This is a genomic window from Martelella lutilitoris (assembly GCF_005924265.1).
GTDB classification, from domain to species: domain Bacteria; phylum Pseudomonadota; class Alphaproteobacteria; order Rhizobiales; family Rhizobiaceae; genus Martelella; species Martelella lutilitoris.
Genome location: NZ_VCLB01000009.1, coordinates 136584 through 151887, shown reverse-complemented (window position 1 = coordinate 151887; position 15304 = coordinate 136584). Strand labels below are relative to the sequence as shown.

Sequence of the window (15304 nt, the reverse complement as noted above, 5' to 3'; positions counted from 1 at the left end):
GATTCCCGCCCTCAAAGAGGCGGACGGGATAAGGCGCCGGTCCGGCGCTTGTTTGGGCTTGCGGTGTGAACCTAAGGTCTTTTACGCCGCGAAGGCCGAAGAAAAAACAGGGAAACGAAATTTGTGACGTCCTTTCGCTTCATCCATGCCGCAGACCTGCATCTGGGCAGCCCGCTTTCCGGGCTGATGCTGAAGGACCGCCAGATGGCGGAACGCTTCGCCGCCGCCGGGCGCGATGCCTTTTCCGCGCTGGTTGAATATGCGCTGGCCGAAAGGGTGGATTTTCTCGTGATTGCCGGCGACGTCTATGACGGCGCGTGGAAGGACAATCATATCGGCCTGTTCTTCAACCGCGAGATCGCGCGGCTGTCACGCGCCGGCATTCCCGTCTATTACCTGCGCGGCAATCACGATGCCGAAAGCATCGTTGCCCGCACCATCGCCATGCCGGAGGGCGTTCATGAGTTTTCCACCCGCAAGCCGGAGACCTTTGTTCTGGATGATCTGAAGGTGGCGCTGCACGGCCAGGGCTTTGCCGAGCGCGTGGCGGCCGACAATCTGGCGCTTGCCTATCCGCCCGCCGTGCCCGGACATTTCAACATCGGCGTGCTGCACACCTCGCTGTCCGGCCGTCCGCCGCATGCCGTCTATGCGCCGTGTTCGGTCGCCGATCTCGCCTCGCGCGGCTATGATTACTGGGCGCTCGGCCATGTCCATGCCTTCGAGGCGGTCTCGGCCGATCCGCTGACGCTCTATTCGGGCAATCTGCAAGGCCGCAACATCCGCGAAACCGGGCCGAAGGGTGCGGTGCTGGTAAGCGTCGAGGATGGCCGGCCGCGCTATGAGCGGGTGATGCTGGATTGCGCCCGGTTCGAGACGGTGGAGGTGAACCTTGCCGAGGACCTGCCCGAAAGCGCTATTCCCGGCGAAATCGAGGCGGCGCTCTTGCCGTTTGCCGAGGCGGCGGATGAGCGGCCCCACGCGCTCAGGGTCACGCTTTCCGGCCGTCATGCGTCAGCCGAGCGGATCAAGGCCGCGCGGTCCCAGTGGCGCGATGACGTGCAGGCCGCATGCCACCGCATTCATGCCGATCTCTGGCTTGAAAAGCTTGTAATCGCGCTTGAGGCAACGGGCACGGAAAGGCCCGCTGCGGTAGGTGAGCTCGCGGTCGATATCGATGCGCTGGTCGCTTCGATCGCAGCCGGCGAAGATGCCGGCACCGACGAACTCGTCGGTGAGATCTCGCGAAAGCTGCCGGGCGGTGTGGCGGCGGGCGAAGAGCCGCTTGGCGCAAGCGCGGCCGAGCTTCTGGCGGAAGCGCGCGACATCCTGCGGGCGCGGCTTGCGGGCGAGGGCTGAGCGATGCGGTTTCTCTCCCTCGATCTCCTGCGCTACGGACATTTTTCCGGCCGTTCCATGACCTTCAGGCCCGATGCCGCGCTGCATATCGTCTACGGGCCGAATGAGGCGGGGAAATCCTCCGCACTCGCGGCCTTTTCCGATCTTCTCTTCGGCTTTCCAGATCGCGATGTCGGCTATGATTTCCTGCATCCGGCGCGTGATCTGAGGATCGGCGCGGAAATCCGCGCGCGCTCCGGCGAGACGCTTGCCTTCCGCCGCCGCAAGGGCCGCAAGGATACGCTGCTGGCCGCCGGCGGCGACAGCGAGACCGCGCTCAATGACGATGCGCTCTCCGCCTATCTCGGCAGTCTTGACCGAACCGTGTTCGAGCGAGCCTTCGGGCTTGACAGCGAGCGGCTGCGGGCAGGGGCTGATGAAATGCTGGCCGATGGCGGCGAGATCGGGCAGATCCTGTTTTCCGCCGCTTCCGGACTGACGGGGCTCAGGGCAATTGCGCAGAGGCTTGCCGTCGAGGCCAGCGGCATCTACGCGCCTCATCCGTCGAAGAGCCGGTCCTTCTATCAGGTATTGGAACGCCATAAAGCTGCGCGCAAGGCCGAGCGGGCGCTGGAACTGAATGCCAGCGAGTGGAAGGCGCTGTTGCGTTCGGAAAGCGAGATCGAGGACGAGCTTGCAGCTCTTGCCGACAGGCAGCACGCGCGCCGCACCCGCATGGAAACGCTCGACCGCCTGCAGCGGCTGCGCGGCCTGATTGCCGAAATCGACGGCCATGAACGCGCCTTGCAGGCCTTTGCCGATCTGGAACCGGTCGCGGACGAGACCGGCGCGGAACTTGAGAGGCTCCATGCGCGCCAAGGCCAGCGCAAGACCGAGATCGAAGGCAAGGCCGAGCGGCTTGCAACGCTGCGGCGTGATCTCGAAACGCTGAAGATCGACGACCAATTGCTCGCCCGTCGCGAGGAAATCCGCCGCCTGCATGGCGAAAGCGGGCTTTATGCCGAGGCGGTCAACGGCCTGCCGGAGCGCGAAGCCGGGCTGGAAGAGACGCTTTCCGCGCTTTCCATCCTGGCCGCGGAACTTGGCATTGCGGACATGGAACGTCTCGAAAAGAACCGGCCGGACAATATCGTGCTCGCCGACCTGGATGCGGTGATCGAAGAGGCACGGCGGCTGGAGCGCGAGGCATCCGCGCTCGAAAAGGGGCTTGCCGACAGCCGCGCCTCACTCGAAGCCCTCGAGAGCGAAGGCGGCGGCGGACAATTGACCGATCCGGCGCCGCTGCGCCGCCGCTTCGATGCACTGCGGCCCGACATTGCAAAATTCGACGATGCCGAGGCGCAGGAAGCCGATATTGCCGGCCGTCGCCGCGCGCTGGCGGAAAACGCGGCGCTGCTGCGCCCGGCCGTATCCGATATCTTCGGCTTTTCCCGCGCGACGCTGCCGGATCAGACGGCGGTGCGGGCGGCGGGCGAGAGGATTTCGGCGATCCGCAGCACTCTGGAAACGCTGGAGCGCAGAAAGACCGAAGGCGATCAGGAGCGGCTGCAGATCGAGGGGCTGATCGCCGGGGAGGCCGGCGACGCACCTGTGCCGACGCGCGAGGACATCGCGGCCGGCCGGCTTGAGCGCGACAGGCTCTTCCAGGAACTTGTCGCGGGAAGCAGCGATCGTGAGCGCTATGTCACTGCGGTGAAGGCGGCCGATGGGCTTGCCGACAGCGCCCTCGACAATGCCGACACGGTGGCCCGCCACGGCGAATACCGCAAACGCCTCGCGGCGCTGGCGCGTGATCGTGAAGCCACGGAGGGTGAGATTGAGCGGCTGACCGCAGAGCTTGCAGCGGAGCGTGAAGCCCACCGGTCGCTTTTCCGCGCTGCAGGCGTCGAGGCCGGCGCGCCGGATGACATGCTCGAATGGCTGCGTCAGATTGCCGTTCTGCTTGATCAGCGCGAGCAGTTGTTGAGCCTCATCGATCGGCAGGCCGGACTGGACAAGCTGAAGGACGAACTGCGCGCAAGCCTTCTGCCGCTTGCCGACGAGGCGGATGCCGAGATGCCGGTTCCCGCGCTTGCGCGCCTTGCCGAGGCCCGGATCGAGCGTCTTGCCGAGCGCTGGGAAGATGCACGCCGGCAGCAGGCCGAGATTGCCGCCGCCCGTCAGGCCATCGCGCGCCGGGAGCAGGAGCTTGAGGCGTTGCAGGTCGTGCGGCGCGACTTTGCCGGGCGCTATGAAGCCTGTCTTGCAGAGCTCGGGCTGAAGCCGGAAACCGGGCTGGCGGCAGCCGAAACGGCGCTTGGGCTTTGGCGCAGGGTGCCGCAGCTTCTGGAAAGAAAGAACAGGCTCGAGCGCGAGATCACAGCAGGCCGGGCGCGCGTCGAGCGGTTCCGTTCGGCCGTCGATGCGCTCGCCGAGGCGCTGGCGCCGGACCTTGCCGGGCGCGACGCCGAAGAGAGTGTCCGCATCCTTGGCGAACGCATCGACCGCGACACGTCGGGTGCCGCCCGCCGCAAGGCGCTCGAAGAGGCTGCCGCTTCTTTGACCGCGGAGATTGAGGCGCTCGAGGATGATCTTGCGTCCTGCAGGGCGAAAATCGCGGAAATCGCCGAGGCCTTGCCGCCGCGCGTCGTCATGGAAGGTCTTTCCGCGCGCCTTGAGGAGCGGGCCGCCCTGAAAAACGCGCTGGCCGAGGCGAAGCGGCGCTTCGATGACGGCAGCGAGGGCGCGGATGCGGAGGAAACACGCAGGCTGGCCGAGGGGCTGGATGTGATCGCCTGCCGGCAGGAGCGTGAAGCGCTTGCCGCCGAAGAGGCGGAGGACGAGGGTATGCGCGAGGAACTATTGCAGCGCCGCGCCGAATGCCGCCACAAGAAGCAGGAGCTCGGGCGCGGCGAAAGCGCCGAACAGGCGGCGTTCGACCGGGTGTCTGCCGAGGAGGAAGCGCTTGAGCTTGCCCGCGAATGGGTGGTGCTGAAGCTTGCCGGCAATCTGCTCGATCAGGCGATGGAACGCTATCGCCAGGGGCGCGCCGATCCCATCCTTGAAAACGCCGGGCGGCACTTTTCCGCGCTCACCATGGGCGGCTTCGACAGGCTGCTGCAGAATTACGGCGCCCATGATGAATTGCTGCTCTCCGCCCGCCGGACTGATGGCGGCGAAGTGCCGGTGGATGGTTTGAGCGACGGCACGCGCGATCAGCTCTGGCTGGCGCTGCGTCTTGCCTTCATCGAAGACTACGCCAGTCGAAACGAACCGGCGCCGCTGATCGTCGACGATATCTTCCAGACCTTCGATGATGCGCGAAGCGCAGCCGGCCTGAAGGCGCTCACGGGCCTTGGCGGCGATATCCAGACGATCCTGTTCACCCATGAAAAAAGCCTTGTCGACATTGCCCGGAGCGAGCTTGGCGACAGGGCCGATATCGTGATGCTGGAGCGCTCTGCCTAGCAGCGCATCTCAGAGGTGATTGCGGATCTTGTCCGCATTTTCCTGAAGGACCGCAGGGTCTTCCATTCCATCAGAATGTCTTTTCAGGTCCACGCCCTCATGGCGCGGAATGACGTGAAAGTGCAGGTGGAAGACAGTCTGGCCGGCGGCCGGTTCGTTGAATTGGGCGATGAAGACGCCGTCAGCCTTGAACGCGGCTCTCACTGCCTGTGCCATCTTCTGCACCACGGCCATGGCCTTTCCGACAACCACGGGATCGGCATCGAGCAGGTTGCGCGAGGGCTTGCGCGGAATGACCAGGACATGGCCCGGCGCCTGCGGCATCACGTCCATGATGGCGATGACGTCGTCATCCTCGTGGAGTTTCGTGGCCGGGATCTCTCCGCGCAGGATCTTTGCGAAGATATTGTCGTCTTCATATTCGGCGATATGCGTTTCGTCTGCCATGGTGTTCAGCTCCCTTGTTGCCGGCGCTTCATTCGCCCTTCTTGTAGGGCGCGTGCGCGCTCAGGATATCATTGAAATGCGCGACGTCCTCCCGTTCTTGAACGAGAAACGCGGCGACCGCGTTCCGTAACCCCTCATGGGTGATGTAATGGGCGGAGTGGGTGGTGACGGGCACATAGCCGCGCGCCAGCTTGTGCTCGCCCTGGGCGCCGGCCTCGACGCGGGCAAGATTGTTCGCAATGGCGAAATCGATGGCCTGGTGATAGCAGACCTCGAAATGCAGGTAGCGATGATCCTCGATACAGCCCCAATGTCGACCGTAGAGGGCATCGGAGCCGATGAAATTGATCGCGCCGGCGATGTAGCGTCCGTCGCGCTTCGCCATGACAAGCAGGATATCGCGCGCCATGCGTTCGCCGATCAGCGAATAGAATGCGCGTGTCAGATAGGGCCGGCCCCATTTGCGGCTGCCGGTATCCATGTAGAATTCGAAGAACTGGTCCCAGATATCCTCGGTCAGGTCGTCGCCGGTGAGCCAGTCGACGGTGATGCCGGCCTCCAGCGCCACGCGGCGCTCCTTCTTCAGCGCCTTTCGCTTGCGCGAGGCGAGCGTGTCGAGAAAGTCGTCATAGCGGGCATAGCCCTTGTTGAGGAAATGAAACTGCTGGTCGGTGCGGTGGAGATAGCCGGCTGCTTCGAAAATCCGGGTCTCCTCTTCCGGAACGAAGGTGACATGGGCGGATGAGACATTGAGCCGGTCGCTGACCGTCACCAACGCGTCCGCCAGAACCTTCTGCACCGTCGCCCTGTCATAGCCCTCGCGCACCAGAAGGTGCGGAGCGGTCGCGGGCGTAAACGGCAGCGAGGCCTGCAGTTTCGGATAATAGCGCCCGCCGGCGCGTTCGAAGGCGTCCGCCCAACCATGGTCGAACACATATTCGCCCTGGCTGTGGTTCTTCAGATAGCACGGCAGCGCGCCGATCAATTTTCCGTCTTCCGTTTCAAGCAGAAGGTGATGGCCGAGCCAGCCGGTCTCGGCGCATGCCGAGCCCGATTCCTCCAGCGCCGAGAAAAAGGCATGGGACAGGAACGGGTTATAGCCCGCGCCGTCAAAGCCCGGATGCGTTCCCGAAAGCGTCTCCCATTCAGATCGCGGAATGGCGGAAAAGCTTTTCTCGATGCGGATTTGCAGGTTTTCGCTCAACAGAACTCTCAAGGCCCGGACCTTACGCGGGGTCGAAACCCTCGAACGTCATCTGGTCGGCATATTGGAATGTGATCTGGCGGGCGCGCTCGTTGCGGACGGTCCAGGTGATGACCGGTACGCCGCTGTCGCGCAGGCCCGCGACGAAGTCGTTGGGCAGATCATCATAATAATAGGAGACAAAATCAAGGCCGATCCGCATCGTCTCGCGATGGGCCTCGAAGGATTTTCCGTCGTGTCCGCCAGCCGTCAGGCCAAGCGGACAGGCCGCGCCGGCGCGTTTGAGCGCGGCAAGAAGAGAAGGCGCGAAACTCATCAGCGCCAGCGGACCCTGATAATGCGCGATCCCGGCGATGACGGCGCGGGCAAAGACGTCAGGGTCGCTCGGGCCGGCTTTCAGTTCGATCACCAGCGGCACGCGCCCGTCGGTTGCCTCAAGCAGAGCCTCAAGCCGCGGAATGCGCGCCTCGCCCGTGCCGACGCGGATCCCGTCGATCTCGCTCGCCTCAAGCGCCTCGATCGTGTCGGGACGGCTGCAGAGCCGGCTCAGGTCATCGTCATGAAACACGATCACCTTGCCGTCGGCGGAAAGGCGGACATCGCATTCGATCGCCAGGTTGTTCTCGATGGCGCGTTCAAAGGCGGGCATGGTGTTTTCGAAGATCGCCTTGTTCATGTCATGATAGCCGCGATGGGCGATCGGCCGGGCGGTTAGCCAGTCATGCTGCGGCATCAGTCGATCTCCACGATCGCGTCGATCTCGACGGCGGCGTTCAGCGGAAGGGCGGCCATGCCGACGGCGGCGCGGGCATGCTTGCCTGCCTCGCCGAAGACGTCCGCGAAGAGGTCCGAGGCGCCGTTGATGACGAGATGCTGGTCGGTGAAATCCGGCGCCGAGGCGACGAAGCCCGAAAGCTTGAGGATGCGTTTGACCCGGTCGAGATCGCCGTTGAGCGCGGCATCGATCTGCGCGATGATGTTGATGGCGCAGGCGCGCGCGGCCTTCCGTCCCTCTTCAAGCGAGACATCCGCGCCAAGGCGTCCGGTCGCAACCATCTTGCCGTTTTCGGTCGGCAGTTGCCCGGAGATGAACAGCAGCTTCTCCGACCGGGTGAAGGGGAGATAGTTGGCGGCGGGGGCGGAGGCTTGCGGAAGGGTGATGGAAAGGGCGTTCAGGCGGTCTGAAACGACGTTGGGCATATCTGGCTCCGGGCTTCTCGGGAAAGGGATTCAACAACATTGGCAGAACCGCGACTTTTCTATACGATTAATCTCCAAAACCAAGGGGAATTTGGATGCGGACAGTCATGGGGACGGGGATTTTCTGGACCATACTCGCGGCCGGCGCCCAGGCGGCGGGACCGGCATTCGATGCGGTGTCGCTGCTGCCGCACCGCGCGGTCTATGATCTTTCGCTTGAATGGGCTTCGGCGCAGTCCGGGGTCGAGGGGCTTGACGGCCGCTTCGTCTATTCCTTCACCGGCAGCGATTGTGCCGGCTATGTGACCGAGATGCGCATGGTCACCGATATTGCCCGCGAATACGGCGCTGTCGTCACCGACCAGGTGTCGTCATCCTTTGAAGAAAAGGGCGCCTTTGCCTTTTCCAGCACGCTTTTTTCCGACAACGCCCTGCAATCGGAGACCGTCGGCGAGGCCCAGCGCACCGAAAAGCGCGCGATCTCCGTTACCTTCGGCGGCGACGAGGCGAGGGCGATCGAGCTTCAGGACGCCGAGTTCCCGACCGAATATATGGCCAATGTGATTCTTGCCGCCCAGAACGGACGACGCGCCTATGAGGCAATCTCCTTCGATGGCTCCGGGGAGGAGACGATGCGCGCGATCACCCTGATCGGTGATCGCGAGGATCGGATCGAGGGCGATGCCGGCTGGCCGATCACCACGGCCTATTTCCCGATGGGCGCGGTCTCGGGAGATGAGACGCCGGACTATACGGTCTCCATGCTGCTTTCCGCCGAAGGCGTCAGCCGCGACATCGTCATGGATTTCGGCGACTTCAAGATGGCGGGCGAACTGACCCGCCTGGAGCCGCTCAAGCCGGCAGGCTGCGAGGCGCCGCCGGAAACGCTTTCTTCCAAGCCCTGAGGCCCTTCATCGGGGCAGGCGCGCATGCGGTCGCCCTTTCGCTGCCCCGCGCCTCTTGCAATTTGCCGCAAAACGGGGTATCGCGCCCTCATTCCACACACAGGCCATGGGATGTTCCGGGAGAAATCCGGTGCGTTCCGCCGGTGTCAGGCGTCATTGACGTCTGGTCTCAGGCCTGCGGAGGTTCAACCGGAAAAGGAGAAAAGGCATGGCATTGCCCGACTTTACCATGCGCCAGCTGCTTGAGGCAGGCGTACATTTTGGTCACCAGACCCACCGCTGGAACCCGAAGATGAAGCCCTACATCTTTGGCGACCGCAACAACATCCACATTATCGATCTCGCCCAGACGGTTCCGATGCTGTCGCGCGCCCTGCAGGTCGTTTCCGACACCGTTGCCCGCAACGGTCGCGTGCTGATGGTCGGCACCAAGCGCCAGGCCTCCGAAATCATTGCGGACAGCGCCCAGCGTTCGGCCCAGTATTACGTCAACTCCCGCTGGCTCGGCGGCATGCTGACCAACTGGCGCACGATCTCGAACTCGATCCAGCGTCTGCGCAAGCTTGACGAAATCCTCGCCAACGAGGCACAGGGCTTCACCAAGAAGGAGCGCCTGAACCTCGACCGCGAGCGTGAAAAGCTCGACCGCGCCCTCGGCGGCATCCGCGACATGGGCGGCGTTCCGGACCTGATCTTCATCATCGACACCAACAAGGAAAAGATCGCCATCGAAGAGGCGAAGCGCCTTGGCATTCCGGTCGTCGCCATCGTCGATTCGAACTGCGATCCGGATGAAGTCGATTACCCGATCCCCGGCAATGACGACGCCTCGCGCGCCATCGCCCTTTACTGCGACCTGATCTCGCGCGCTGCCATCGACGGCATCGCCCGCCAGCAGGGCGCCCAGGGCATCGATCTCGGCGCCGCTTCCGAGGCACCGGCAGAGACCGCGCTGGAAGACGAAGCGCCCGCCGAGGACGCTTCCGCCGAAAAGCCGGCAGAATAAGGCAACTGGCCTTGGGCCGCGGCACGCTCGCGGCCCGTTTGAAATTCCGATCCGGTTTTTTTGCGCCGGCCGCGCAGTGCGCAGTCGAGGTCAACCGGAGGCAGGCAGGCGCATCGGGATTGCCGATGCGTTTGCCTTTGGACTTTTGAGCCGTCGGACGTCAGCCGTCGGCAACAAGGGTTTCATCACCCTGTCACAGTATGGGTACACTTCGTTGCCCAACAGGCCGCGCTTTGATGCGACAAGCGCCGCCGAGCGAATGGACAAGAGGCAAGTTATGAGCACGATTACGGCTGCAATGGTGAAGGAACTGCGCGAAAAGAGCGGCGCAGGCATGATGGACTGCAAGAAGGCACTCGCCGAAAACGACGGCGACATGGAAGCAGCGATCGACTGGCTGCGCGCCAAGGGCATTTCCAAGGCTGACAAGAAGTCCGGCCGCACGGCCGCCGAAGGCCTGATCGGCATCGCCGAGAAGGGCACGGAAGCCGTCGTCGTCGAAGTCAACTCCGAGACCGATTTCGTTGCCCGCAACGAGGCGTTCCAGTCGATGGTTTCGGGCATTGCCGAAGTCGCGCTGTCGACCGACGGTTCCGTCGATGCGATCAGCGCGGCGACCTATCCGGCCACCGGCAAGAGCGTTGCAGACAGCATCAAGGACGCCATCGGCACGATCGGCGAGAACATGACTCTGCGCCGCGCCGCCAAGCTTTCGGTCGGCTCGGGCGTTGTCGCTTCCTATGTCCACAATTCCGTGGCTGACGGTCTTGGCAAGCTCGGCGTTCTGGTCGCGCTGGAATCGGAAGGCGACAAGGCTGTTCTGGCCACGATCGGCCGTCAGGTCGCCATGCATGTTGCCGCGACCAATCCGCTCGCCGTGCGCGCCGACGAGGTCGACAAGGACATTGCCGACCGCGAACGCGCCGTCTTCCTGGAGCAGGCAAAGGAATCCGGCAAGCCGGCCAACATTGCCGAAAAGATGGTCGAAGGCCGCATGCGCAAGTTCTTCGAGGAAGTCGCGCTTCTCTCGCAGTCCTTCGTCATCAATCCCGACCTGACGGTTGAACAGGCCGTCAAGGAAGCCGAGAAGGAAGCGGGCGCGCCGATCAAGGTCGCTGCCATTGCCCGTCTGGCGCTCGGCGAGGGCGTCGAGAAGGAAGAGAGCGACTTCGCTGCCGAAGTCGCCGCGACGGCCAAGGGCTGATTGCCCGAAAGGCTTGGAATTTGAAAGGGCGCCGCGTGACAACGCGGCGCCCTTCGTGTATCCGGATGGCATTGCTTTTTAGGAGTTTGTGACTTTGACGAATCCGATTTTCAAGCGCGTTCTACTGAAGGTTTCAGGCGAGGCCCTGATGGGCAATCAGGGTTTCGGCATTGATGTCGCCGTTGCCGACCGCATAGCCTCCGATATTGCCGAGGTTCGCGCCATGGGCGTCGAGGTCGGCATCGTGGTCGGCGGCGGCAATATTTTCCGTGGCGTCGCCGTGGCCTCCAAGGGCGGAGAGCGGGTGACCGGCGACCACATGGGCATGCTCGGCACGGTGATCAACGCGCTTGCGCTCGCGACCTCGCTGCGCAAGATGAATGTGGACACGGTGGTATTGTCTGCGATCGCCATGCCGGAGATCTGCCAGTCGTTCTCGCAGCGCGCGACCCGCTCCCATATGGATGCGGGCAAGGTGGTGATCTTTGCCGGCGGCACGGGCAACCCCTTCTTCACCACGGATTCAGCCGCCGCGCTGCGCGCAGCCGAGATCGGCGCGGAGGCGATCTTCAAGGGCACGCAGGTCGACGGCATCTATTCCGCCGACCCGAAGAAGGATCCGGACGCGACCCGGTTCGAGGCGCTGACGCACCGCCAGGTGCTGGAGCGCGGCCTTCAGGTGATGGATGTCGCCGCCGTGGCAGTGGCGCGGGAGAACAATATTCCGATTATCGTGTTTTCAATCCACGAGCGCGGCGGGTTCGGCCAGATCATGGCCGGCGGCGGCCGCAAGACGATTGTAACCGACGAGTGATGAGGCGCTTAAGGCCTTAAAGGGAAGGCCGGGCGCAAGACGGGAGAATGACGATGAGCGATGCAACCGATCTGAAAGACCTCGAGCGCCGCATGGAAGGCGCAGTCAACGCCTTTGTCGGCGACATTACCTCGCTGCGCACCGGACGGGCGTCGGCCAATATCCTCGATCCGGTTCTGGTCGAGGCCTATGGTTCGAAGATGCCGATCAACCAGGTTGCCAATATCACCGTGCCCGAAGCACGCATGCTGTCGGTCAATGTCTGGGACAAGGGCATGGTCAGCGCCGTCGATCGGGCGATCCGCGAAAGCCATCTCGGCCTCAACCCGATCATGGACGGCCAGAACCTGCGCATTCCGTTGCCGGAGCTGAATGAGGAACGACGCCGTTCTTTGGTCAAAGTTGCCCATGAGTATGCCGAAAAGGCCAAAGTTGCGATCCGTCATGTTCGCCGCGACGGAATGGACGCGCTGAAAAAGGCCGAGAAAGACGGGGATATCAGTCAGGACGACAGCCGTTCTCTCTCAGATGACGTGCAGAAGCTGACTGACGGCGCAATTTCTCGCATTGACCACTTGCTTGCGGAGAAAGAAAAAGAAATCATGCAGGTCTGATTTTTTACCTGCATTTTTTCAAGAATTTGAGCAACGATATGACCCCTTACGCAGATCCTGCAAAACCTGATCATGTTGCGATTATCATGGATGGCAACGGCCGATGGGCCAGCGGGCGCGGGTTGAAGCGTATTTTCGGACATCGAAAGGGCGTCGAGGCGGTCCGCCGCGCCGTCGAGGCGGCGCGGGACACCAAGATCAAGCATCTGACGCTGTTCGCCTTTTCATCCGAAAACTGGAAGAGGCCTGCGGACGAAGTCAGCGACATCATGGAGCTGATCGCGATCTTCATCCATCGTGAGCTGCAGACCTACCATCGCCAGAACATGCGCTTCCAGATGATCGGCGAACGCGCTGGGCTTGGACCCAAGGTGCTCGGCGCGCTGGAGACGGCCGAAGAACTGACGCGAAGCAATACCGGGCTTCATGTGGTCGTCGCCGTCAATTACGGCTCGCGCGCCGAGATTGCCCGTGCGGCTGCCGCTCTTGCGCGTGAGGCCGTCGCGGGACGGATTTCACCGGAGGAGATCGACGAGGCGATGATTTCCGGCCGGCTCGACACGGCCGGCATCCCCGATCCCGACCTGATCATCCGCACCAGCGGCGAGCAGCGGCTGTCGAATTTCCTGATGTGGCAGTCGGCCTATTCCGAACTCGTCTTTTTGCCGTGCCTGTGGCCGGAATTCTCGCGGGAGACGTTTGACGAGGCGCTTGCCGAATATGCCAGGCGCTCGCGCCGCTTCGGCGGCGTGGTTCAGCCGGCCGCCGCGCTGACGGGGTCCTGATGGGGCGTGAACTCAAGCTGCGCGTGATTTCGGGCGTGGTGCTGGCCGCCGTCGTGCTGCTGGCGACCTGGTTCGGCGGCGCGGCCTTTCTGCTTCTTTCCGTCGGCATCGGGCTCATCGCCTTTCATGAATGGCTGGCGATGAGCCGGGCGCGGCCCGCAGGCGGCGGCGAGGGAACGATGACGGTGCTGCTCGCCGGCTGGGCGGCGATGATCGCGACCGCAATCCTGACCTTTCTCGAGCTCTTCCTGCCGGCGCTGCTGCTTGCCGCCATTGCCGCCGCCGCCGCCTATGCCTATGGTCGCGACAGGCCGGTGCCCTCCTGGTTTGCCGGCGCGCTCATCTATTGCGGCCTTGCCATGGTTTCGCTTGCGGCGATCAGAAATGGCGGCGCGGCGGGACTTTACACCATTCTCTTCGTCTTTGCCGTCGTCTGGGCAACCGACATCATGGCCTATTTCGTCGGCCGGGCGCTTGGCGGCCCCAAGCTCGCGCCGTCGATCTCGCCGGGCAAGACATGGTCGGGCGCGATCGGCGGGGCATGCTTCGGCGTTGCGGCAGCGCTTGGCCTGTGCCTCGCCTATGGCGGCACGCCGTCCCCGCTTCTGGCCTTGCTGGCGCTTGTTCTCTCAGCGGTCAGCCAGGCGGGCGACCTGTTTGAATCCGCGCTCAAACGCCGGTGCGGCGCCAAGGATTCCAGTCATCTCATTCCCGGCCATGGCGGCGTGATGGACCGCGTCGACGGACTTGTGGCCGCAGCAGCGTCCATGTTCATCCTGGCCTATTGCGCAATGGTCTTCGGCGCCGGTGACAGCGTCGGCGCAGTGCTTTATCGGTGGAGCGGCCTCATCGCGATGTCGCCTGTTCACGGAGCCTGATTTGGATATCGGATTTACAAACGCGCCCGGGATGATCGTCGCCTTCCTGATCGCGATCTCCTTTCTCGTCTTCTTTCACGAGCTTGGCCATTACCTCGTGGCGCGCTGGTGCGGCATCCGCATTCTGGCCTTTTCGCTCGGTTTCGGTCCGGAGATCGTCGGGCGGACGGACAAGCACGGCACGCGCTGGAAACTCTGCGCGATACCGCTTGGCGGCTATGTGCGGTTCTACGGCGATGAAGACGCCGCCAGCCGTCCGGATTTCGACGGCGTTGCGGCCCTGCCGCCCGAGGAGCGGGCAAAGACCTTCAACGGCGCTGCGCTGTGGAAGCGGACGCTGACCGTCGCTGCGGGTCCGATCGCGAATTTCCTCCTGGCGATCGCCATTTTCGCCGTCATCTTTTCTGTCTACGGGCGCGGGGTCTCCGATCCGGTGGTCGGCGAGGTCGTGCCGGACAGTCCGGCGGCTGCGGCAGGCGTAGAGCCCGGCGACATCATGGTGGCGCTCGACGGCCAGAAGGTCGGGACCTTCGACGCGGTGGTGCGCTATATCAGCGTGCGGCCCGGCGTGCCGATCGAGCTGACTGTCGAGCGTGACGGGGCGCCGGTTGAACTCAGGGTGGTGCCGGAGCGAATCGAGGAAGAGGACCAGTTCGGCAACCAGATGGAGCTTGGCCGGATCGGCGTGGTCGGCACGCGTGATTCGAGCAATTTCAGGGTGGAGCGCTACGAGCCGCTGCAGGCGATCGGGCAGGGCGCATTGCAGAGCTGGCACATCGTCGTCAGCACCTATGATTACATCACCAACGTCTTTACGGGACGGATGAAGGCCGACCAGATCGGCGGTCCGGTGCGGGTGGCGACCATGGCCGGCCAGATGGCCTCGCTCGGAATCGTCGCCTTTGCCAATTTCGCCGCGATTCTCTCCGTTTCGGTCGGCCTCTTCAACCTCTTGCCGGTGCCCATGCTGGATGGCGGGCACCTGCTGTTCTACGCAATCGAGGCGGTTCGCGGCCGGCCCCTGTCGGCCCGCGTCCAGGAATTCGCCTTCCGGGTTGGCCTGTTTCTGGTTCTGGCGCTGATGGTTTTTGCCACATGGAACGACACGCTGGGCCGGATGGGCTGAGGTTTACATTTTAACCCTTTGACACTGTTTGATTAACAGGAGGGGCCCATGATCTTGTCGAAGGGCGCCGGTTGTGAGATTGTGGCCTTGCCTTTGGCGCGGGAGATGATAGGAAACGCATAGGAGACAGGTTGTCGCTTATTGTAGCCTTCCGTTTACCATGAGTCGAAAAGATCGTGGCGATTTGGCCACGCTTGGGGCGGAAGTTGCATAAGTCGCACGGCTTTCTATTGCGTGGGGGTGTGAAGTCTTTAGAACAAAAGACCACAAAGCCTATAAAACGCTGATATTGAGCGATCATAAAGGGTAGATAGT

Annotated in this window: 14 protein-coding genes; 10 read left to right on the top strand and 4 right to left on the bottom strand. The window is 63.3% G+C overall.

From position 1 onward, the window contains the following. Positions 1–123: 123 nt before the first annotated feature. A complete protein-coding gene (locus FF124_RS16960; RefSeq protein WP_138749667.1) occupies positions 124–1359 on the top strand; it encodes a metallophosphoesterase family protein in 1236 nt (411 codons plus the stop codon). A gap of 3 nt (positions 1360–1362) precedes the next feature. After that, on the top strand, positions 1363–4806 hold the full coding sequence (locus FF124_RS16955; RefSeq protein WP_138749666.1) for an ATP-binding protein: 3444 nt from the start codon (positions 1363–1365) through the stop codon (positions 4804–4806). Between the two features lie 9 nt (positions 4807–4815). Here FF124_RS16955 and FF124_RS16950 read toward each other — a convergent pair whose 3' ends face one another. The 4 genes from FF124_RS16950 to FF124_RS16935 are packed head-to-tail and all read right to left on the bottom strand — an operon-like array spanning position 4816 to position 7657. Next, positions 4816–5253 carry an HIT family protein gene (locus FF124_RS16950; protein ID WP_138749665.1) on the bottom strand — a complete coding sequence of 146 codons (438 nt, stop codon included), beginning with the start codon at positions 5251–5253 and terminating at the stop codon, positions 4816–4818. Positions 5254–5281: 28 nt separating this feature from the next. Then, the gene (locus tag FF124_RS16945; RefSeq protein ID WP_138749664.1) at positions 5282–6457 is read right to left on the bottom strand and encodes a GNAT family N-acetyltransferase; all 1176 of its coding nucleotides are present in this window, start codon (positions 6455–6457) and stop codon (positions 5282–5284) included. A gap of 22 nt (positions 6458–6479) precedes the next feature. Continuing rightward, on the bottom strand, positions 6480–7190 hold the full coding sequence (locus FF124_RS16940) for a glycerophosphodiester phosphodiesterase family protein (protein WP_138749663.1): 711 nt from the start codon (positions 7188–7190) through the stop codon (positions 6480–6482). Then, the gene (locus FF124_RS16935; RefSeq protein WP_138749662.1) at positions 7190–7657 is read right to left on the bottom strand and encodes a RidA family protein; all 468 of its coding nucleotides are present in this window, start codon (positions 7655–7657) and stop codon (positions 7190–7192) included. Before FF124_RS16935 ends, FF124_RS16940 begins: the two co-directional genes overlap by 1 nt. Positions 7658–7752: 95 nt before the next feature. On the opposite strand from FF124_RS16935, the gene FF124_RS16930 reads away from it, so the two are divergent. The 8 genes from FF124_RS16930 (at position 7753) to rseP (ending at position 14989) form a co-directional block, all read left to right on the top strand. Beyond that, complete coding sequence (locus FF124_RS16930; RefSeq protein ID WP_138749661.1) at positions 7753–8562, top strand: EipB family protein; 810 nt, start codon at positions 7753–7755, stop codon at positions 8560–8562. A gap of 208 nt (positions 8563–8770) precedes the next feature. After that, positions 8771–9568, top strand: a complete 798-nt coding sequence (gene rpsB / locus FF124_RS16925) for a 30S ribosomal protein S2 (RefSeq protein WP_138749660.1) — start codon at positions 8771–8773, stop codon at positions 9566–9568. A 277-nt stretch (positions 9569–9845) separates the two neighbouring features. After that, positions 9846–10772 carry a translation elongation factor Ts gene (gene tsf, locus FF124_RS16920; protein WP_138749659.1) on the top strand — a complete coding sequence of 309 codons (927 nt, stop codon included), beginning with the start codon at positions 9846–9848 and terminating at the stop codon, positions 10770–10772. 94 nt (positions 10773–10866) lie between these two features. Then, positions 10867–11586: a UMP kinase gene (pyrH, locus tag FF124_RS16915; RefSeq protein ID WP_138749658.1), complete on the top strand. Its 720-nt coding sequence runs from the start codon at positions 10867–10869 to the stop codon at positions 11584–11586. 53 nt (positions 11587–11639) lie between these two features. After that, positions 11640–12200, top strand: a complete 561-nt coding sequence (gene frr / locus FF124_RS16910) for a ribosome recycling factor (RefSeq protein ID WP_138749657.1) — start codon at positions 11640–11642, stop codon at positions 12198–12200. Positions 12201–12238: 38 nt separating this feature from the next. Next, positions 12239–12985, top strand: a complete 747-nt coding sequence (locus tag FF124_RS16905; protein WP_138749656.1) for an isoprenyl transferase — start codon at positions 12239–12241, stop codon at positions 12983–12985. Continuing rightward, positions 12985–13863 carry a phosphatidate cytidylyltransferase gene (locus tag FF124_RS16900; RefSeq protein WP_138749655.1) on the top strand — a complete coding sequence of 293 codons (879 nt, stop codon included), beginning with the start codon at positions 12985–12987 and terminating at the stop codon, positions 13861–13863. Before FF124_RS16905 ends, FF124_RS16900 begins: the two co-directional genes overlap by 1 nt. A gap of 31 nt (positions 13864–13894) precedes the next feature. Beyond that, entirely contained in the window at positions 13895–14989 is a 1095-nt protein-coding gene (rseP, locus tag FF124_RS16895; protein ID WP_138749767.1) for an RIP metalloprotease RseP, read from the top strand. Positions 14990–15304: the final 315 nt, after the last annotated feature.

Excerpts from the sequence above, each read along its gene's own strand:
- rseP (WP_138749767.1), top strand. The coding sequence starts at position 13,895 with ATGATCGTCGCCTTCCTGATCGCGATCTCCTTTCTCGTCTTCTTTCAC.
- FF124_RS16930 (WP_138749661.1), top strand. The coding sequence starts at position 7,753 with ATGCGGACAGTCATGGGGACGGGGATTTTCTGGACCATACTCGCGGCC.
- FF124_RS16905 (WP_138749656.1), top strand. The coding sequence starts at position 12,239 with ATGACCCCTTACGCAGATCCTGCAAAACCTGATCATGTTGCGATTATC.
- rpsB (WP_138749660.1), top strand. The coding sequence starts at position 8,771 with ATGGCATTGCCCGACTTTACCATGCGCCAGCTGCTTGAGGCAGGCGTA.
- FF124_RS16900 (WP_138749655.1), top strand. The coding sequence starts at position 12,985 with ATGGGGCGTGAACTCAAGCTGCGCGTGATTTCGGGCGTGGTGCTGGCC.
- frr (WP_138749657.1), top strand. The coding sequence starts at position 11,640 with ATGAGCGATGCAACCGATCTGAAAGACCTCGAGCGCCGCATGGAAGGC.
- FF124_RS16935 (WP_138749662.1), bottom strand. The coding sequence starts at position 7,657 with ATGCCCAACGTCGTTTCAGACCGCCTGAACGCCCTTTCCATCACCCTT.
- FF124_RS16940 (WP_138749663.1), bottom strand. The coding sequence starts at position 7,190 with ATGCCGCAGCATGACTGGCTAACCGCCCGGCCGATCGCCCATCGCGGC.
- FF124_RS16950 (WP_138749665.1), bottom strand. The coding sequence starts at position 5,253 with ATGGCAGACGAAACGCATATCGCCGAATATGAAGACGACAATATCTTC.
- FF124_RS16955 (WP_138749666.1), top strand. The coding sequence starts at position 1,363 with ATGCGGTTTCTCTCCCTCGATCTCCTGCGCTACGGACATTTTTCCGGC.
- tsf (WP_138749659.1), top strand. The coding sequence starts at position 9,846 with ATGAGCACGATTACGGCTGCAATGGTGAAGGAACTGCGCGAAAAGAGC.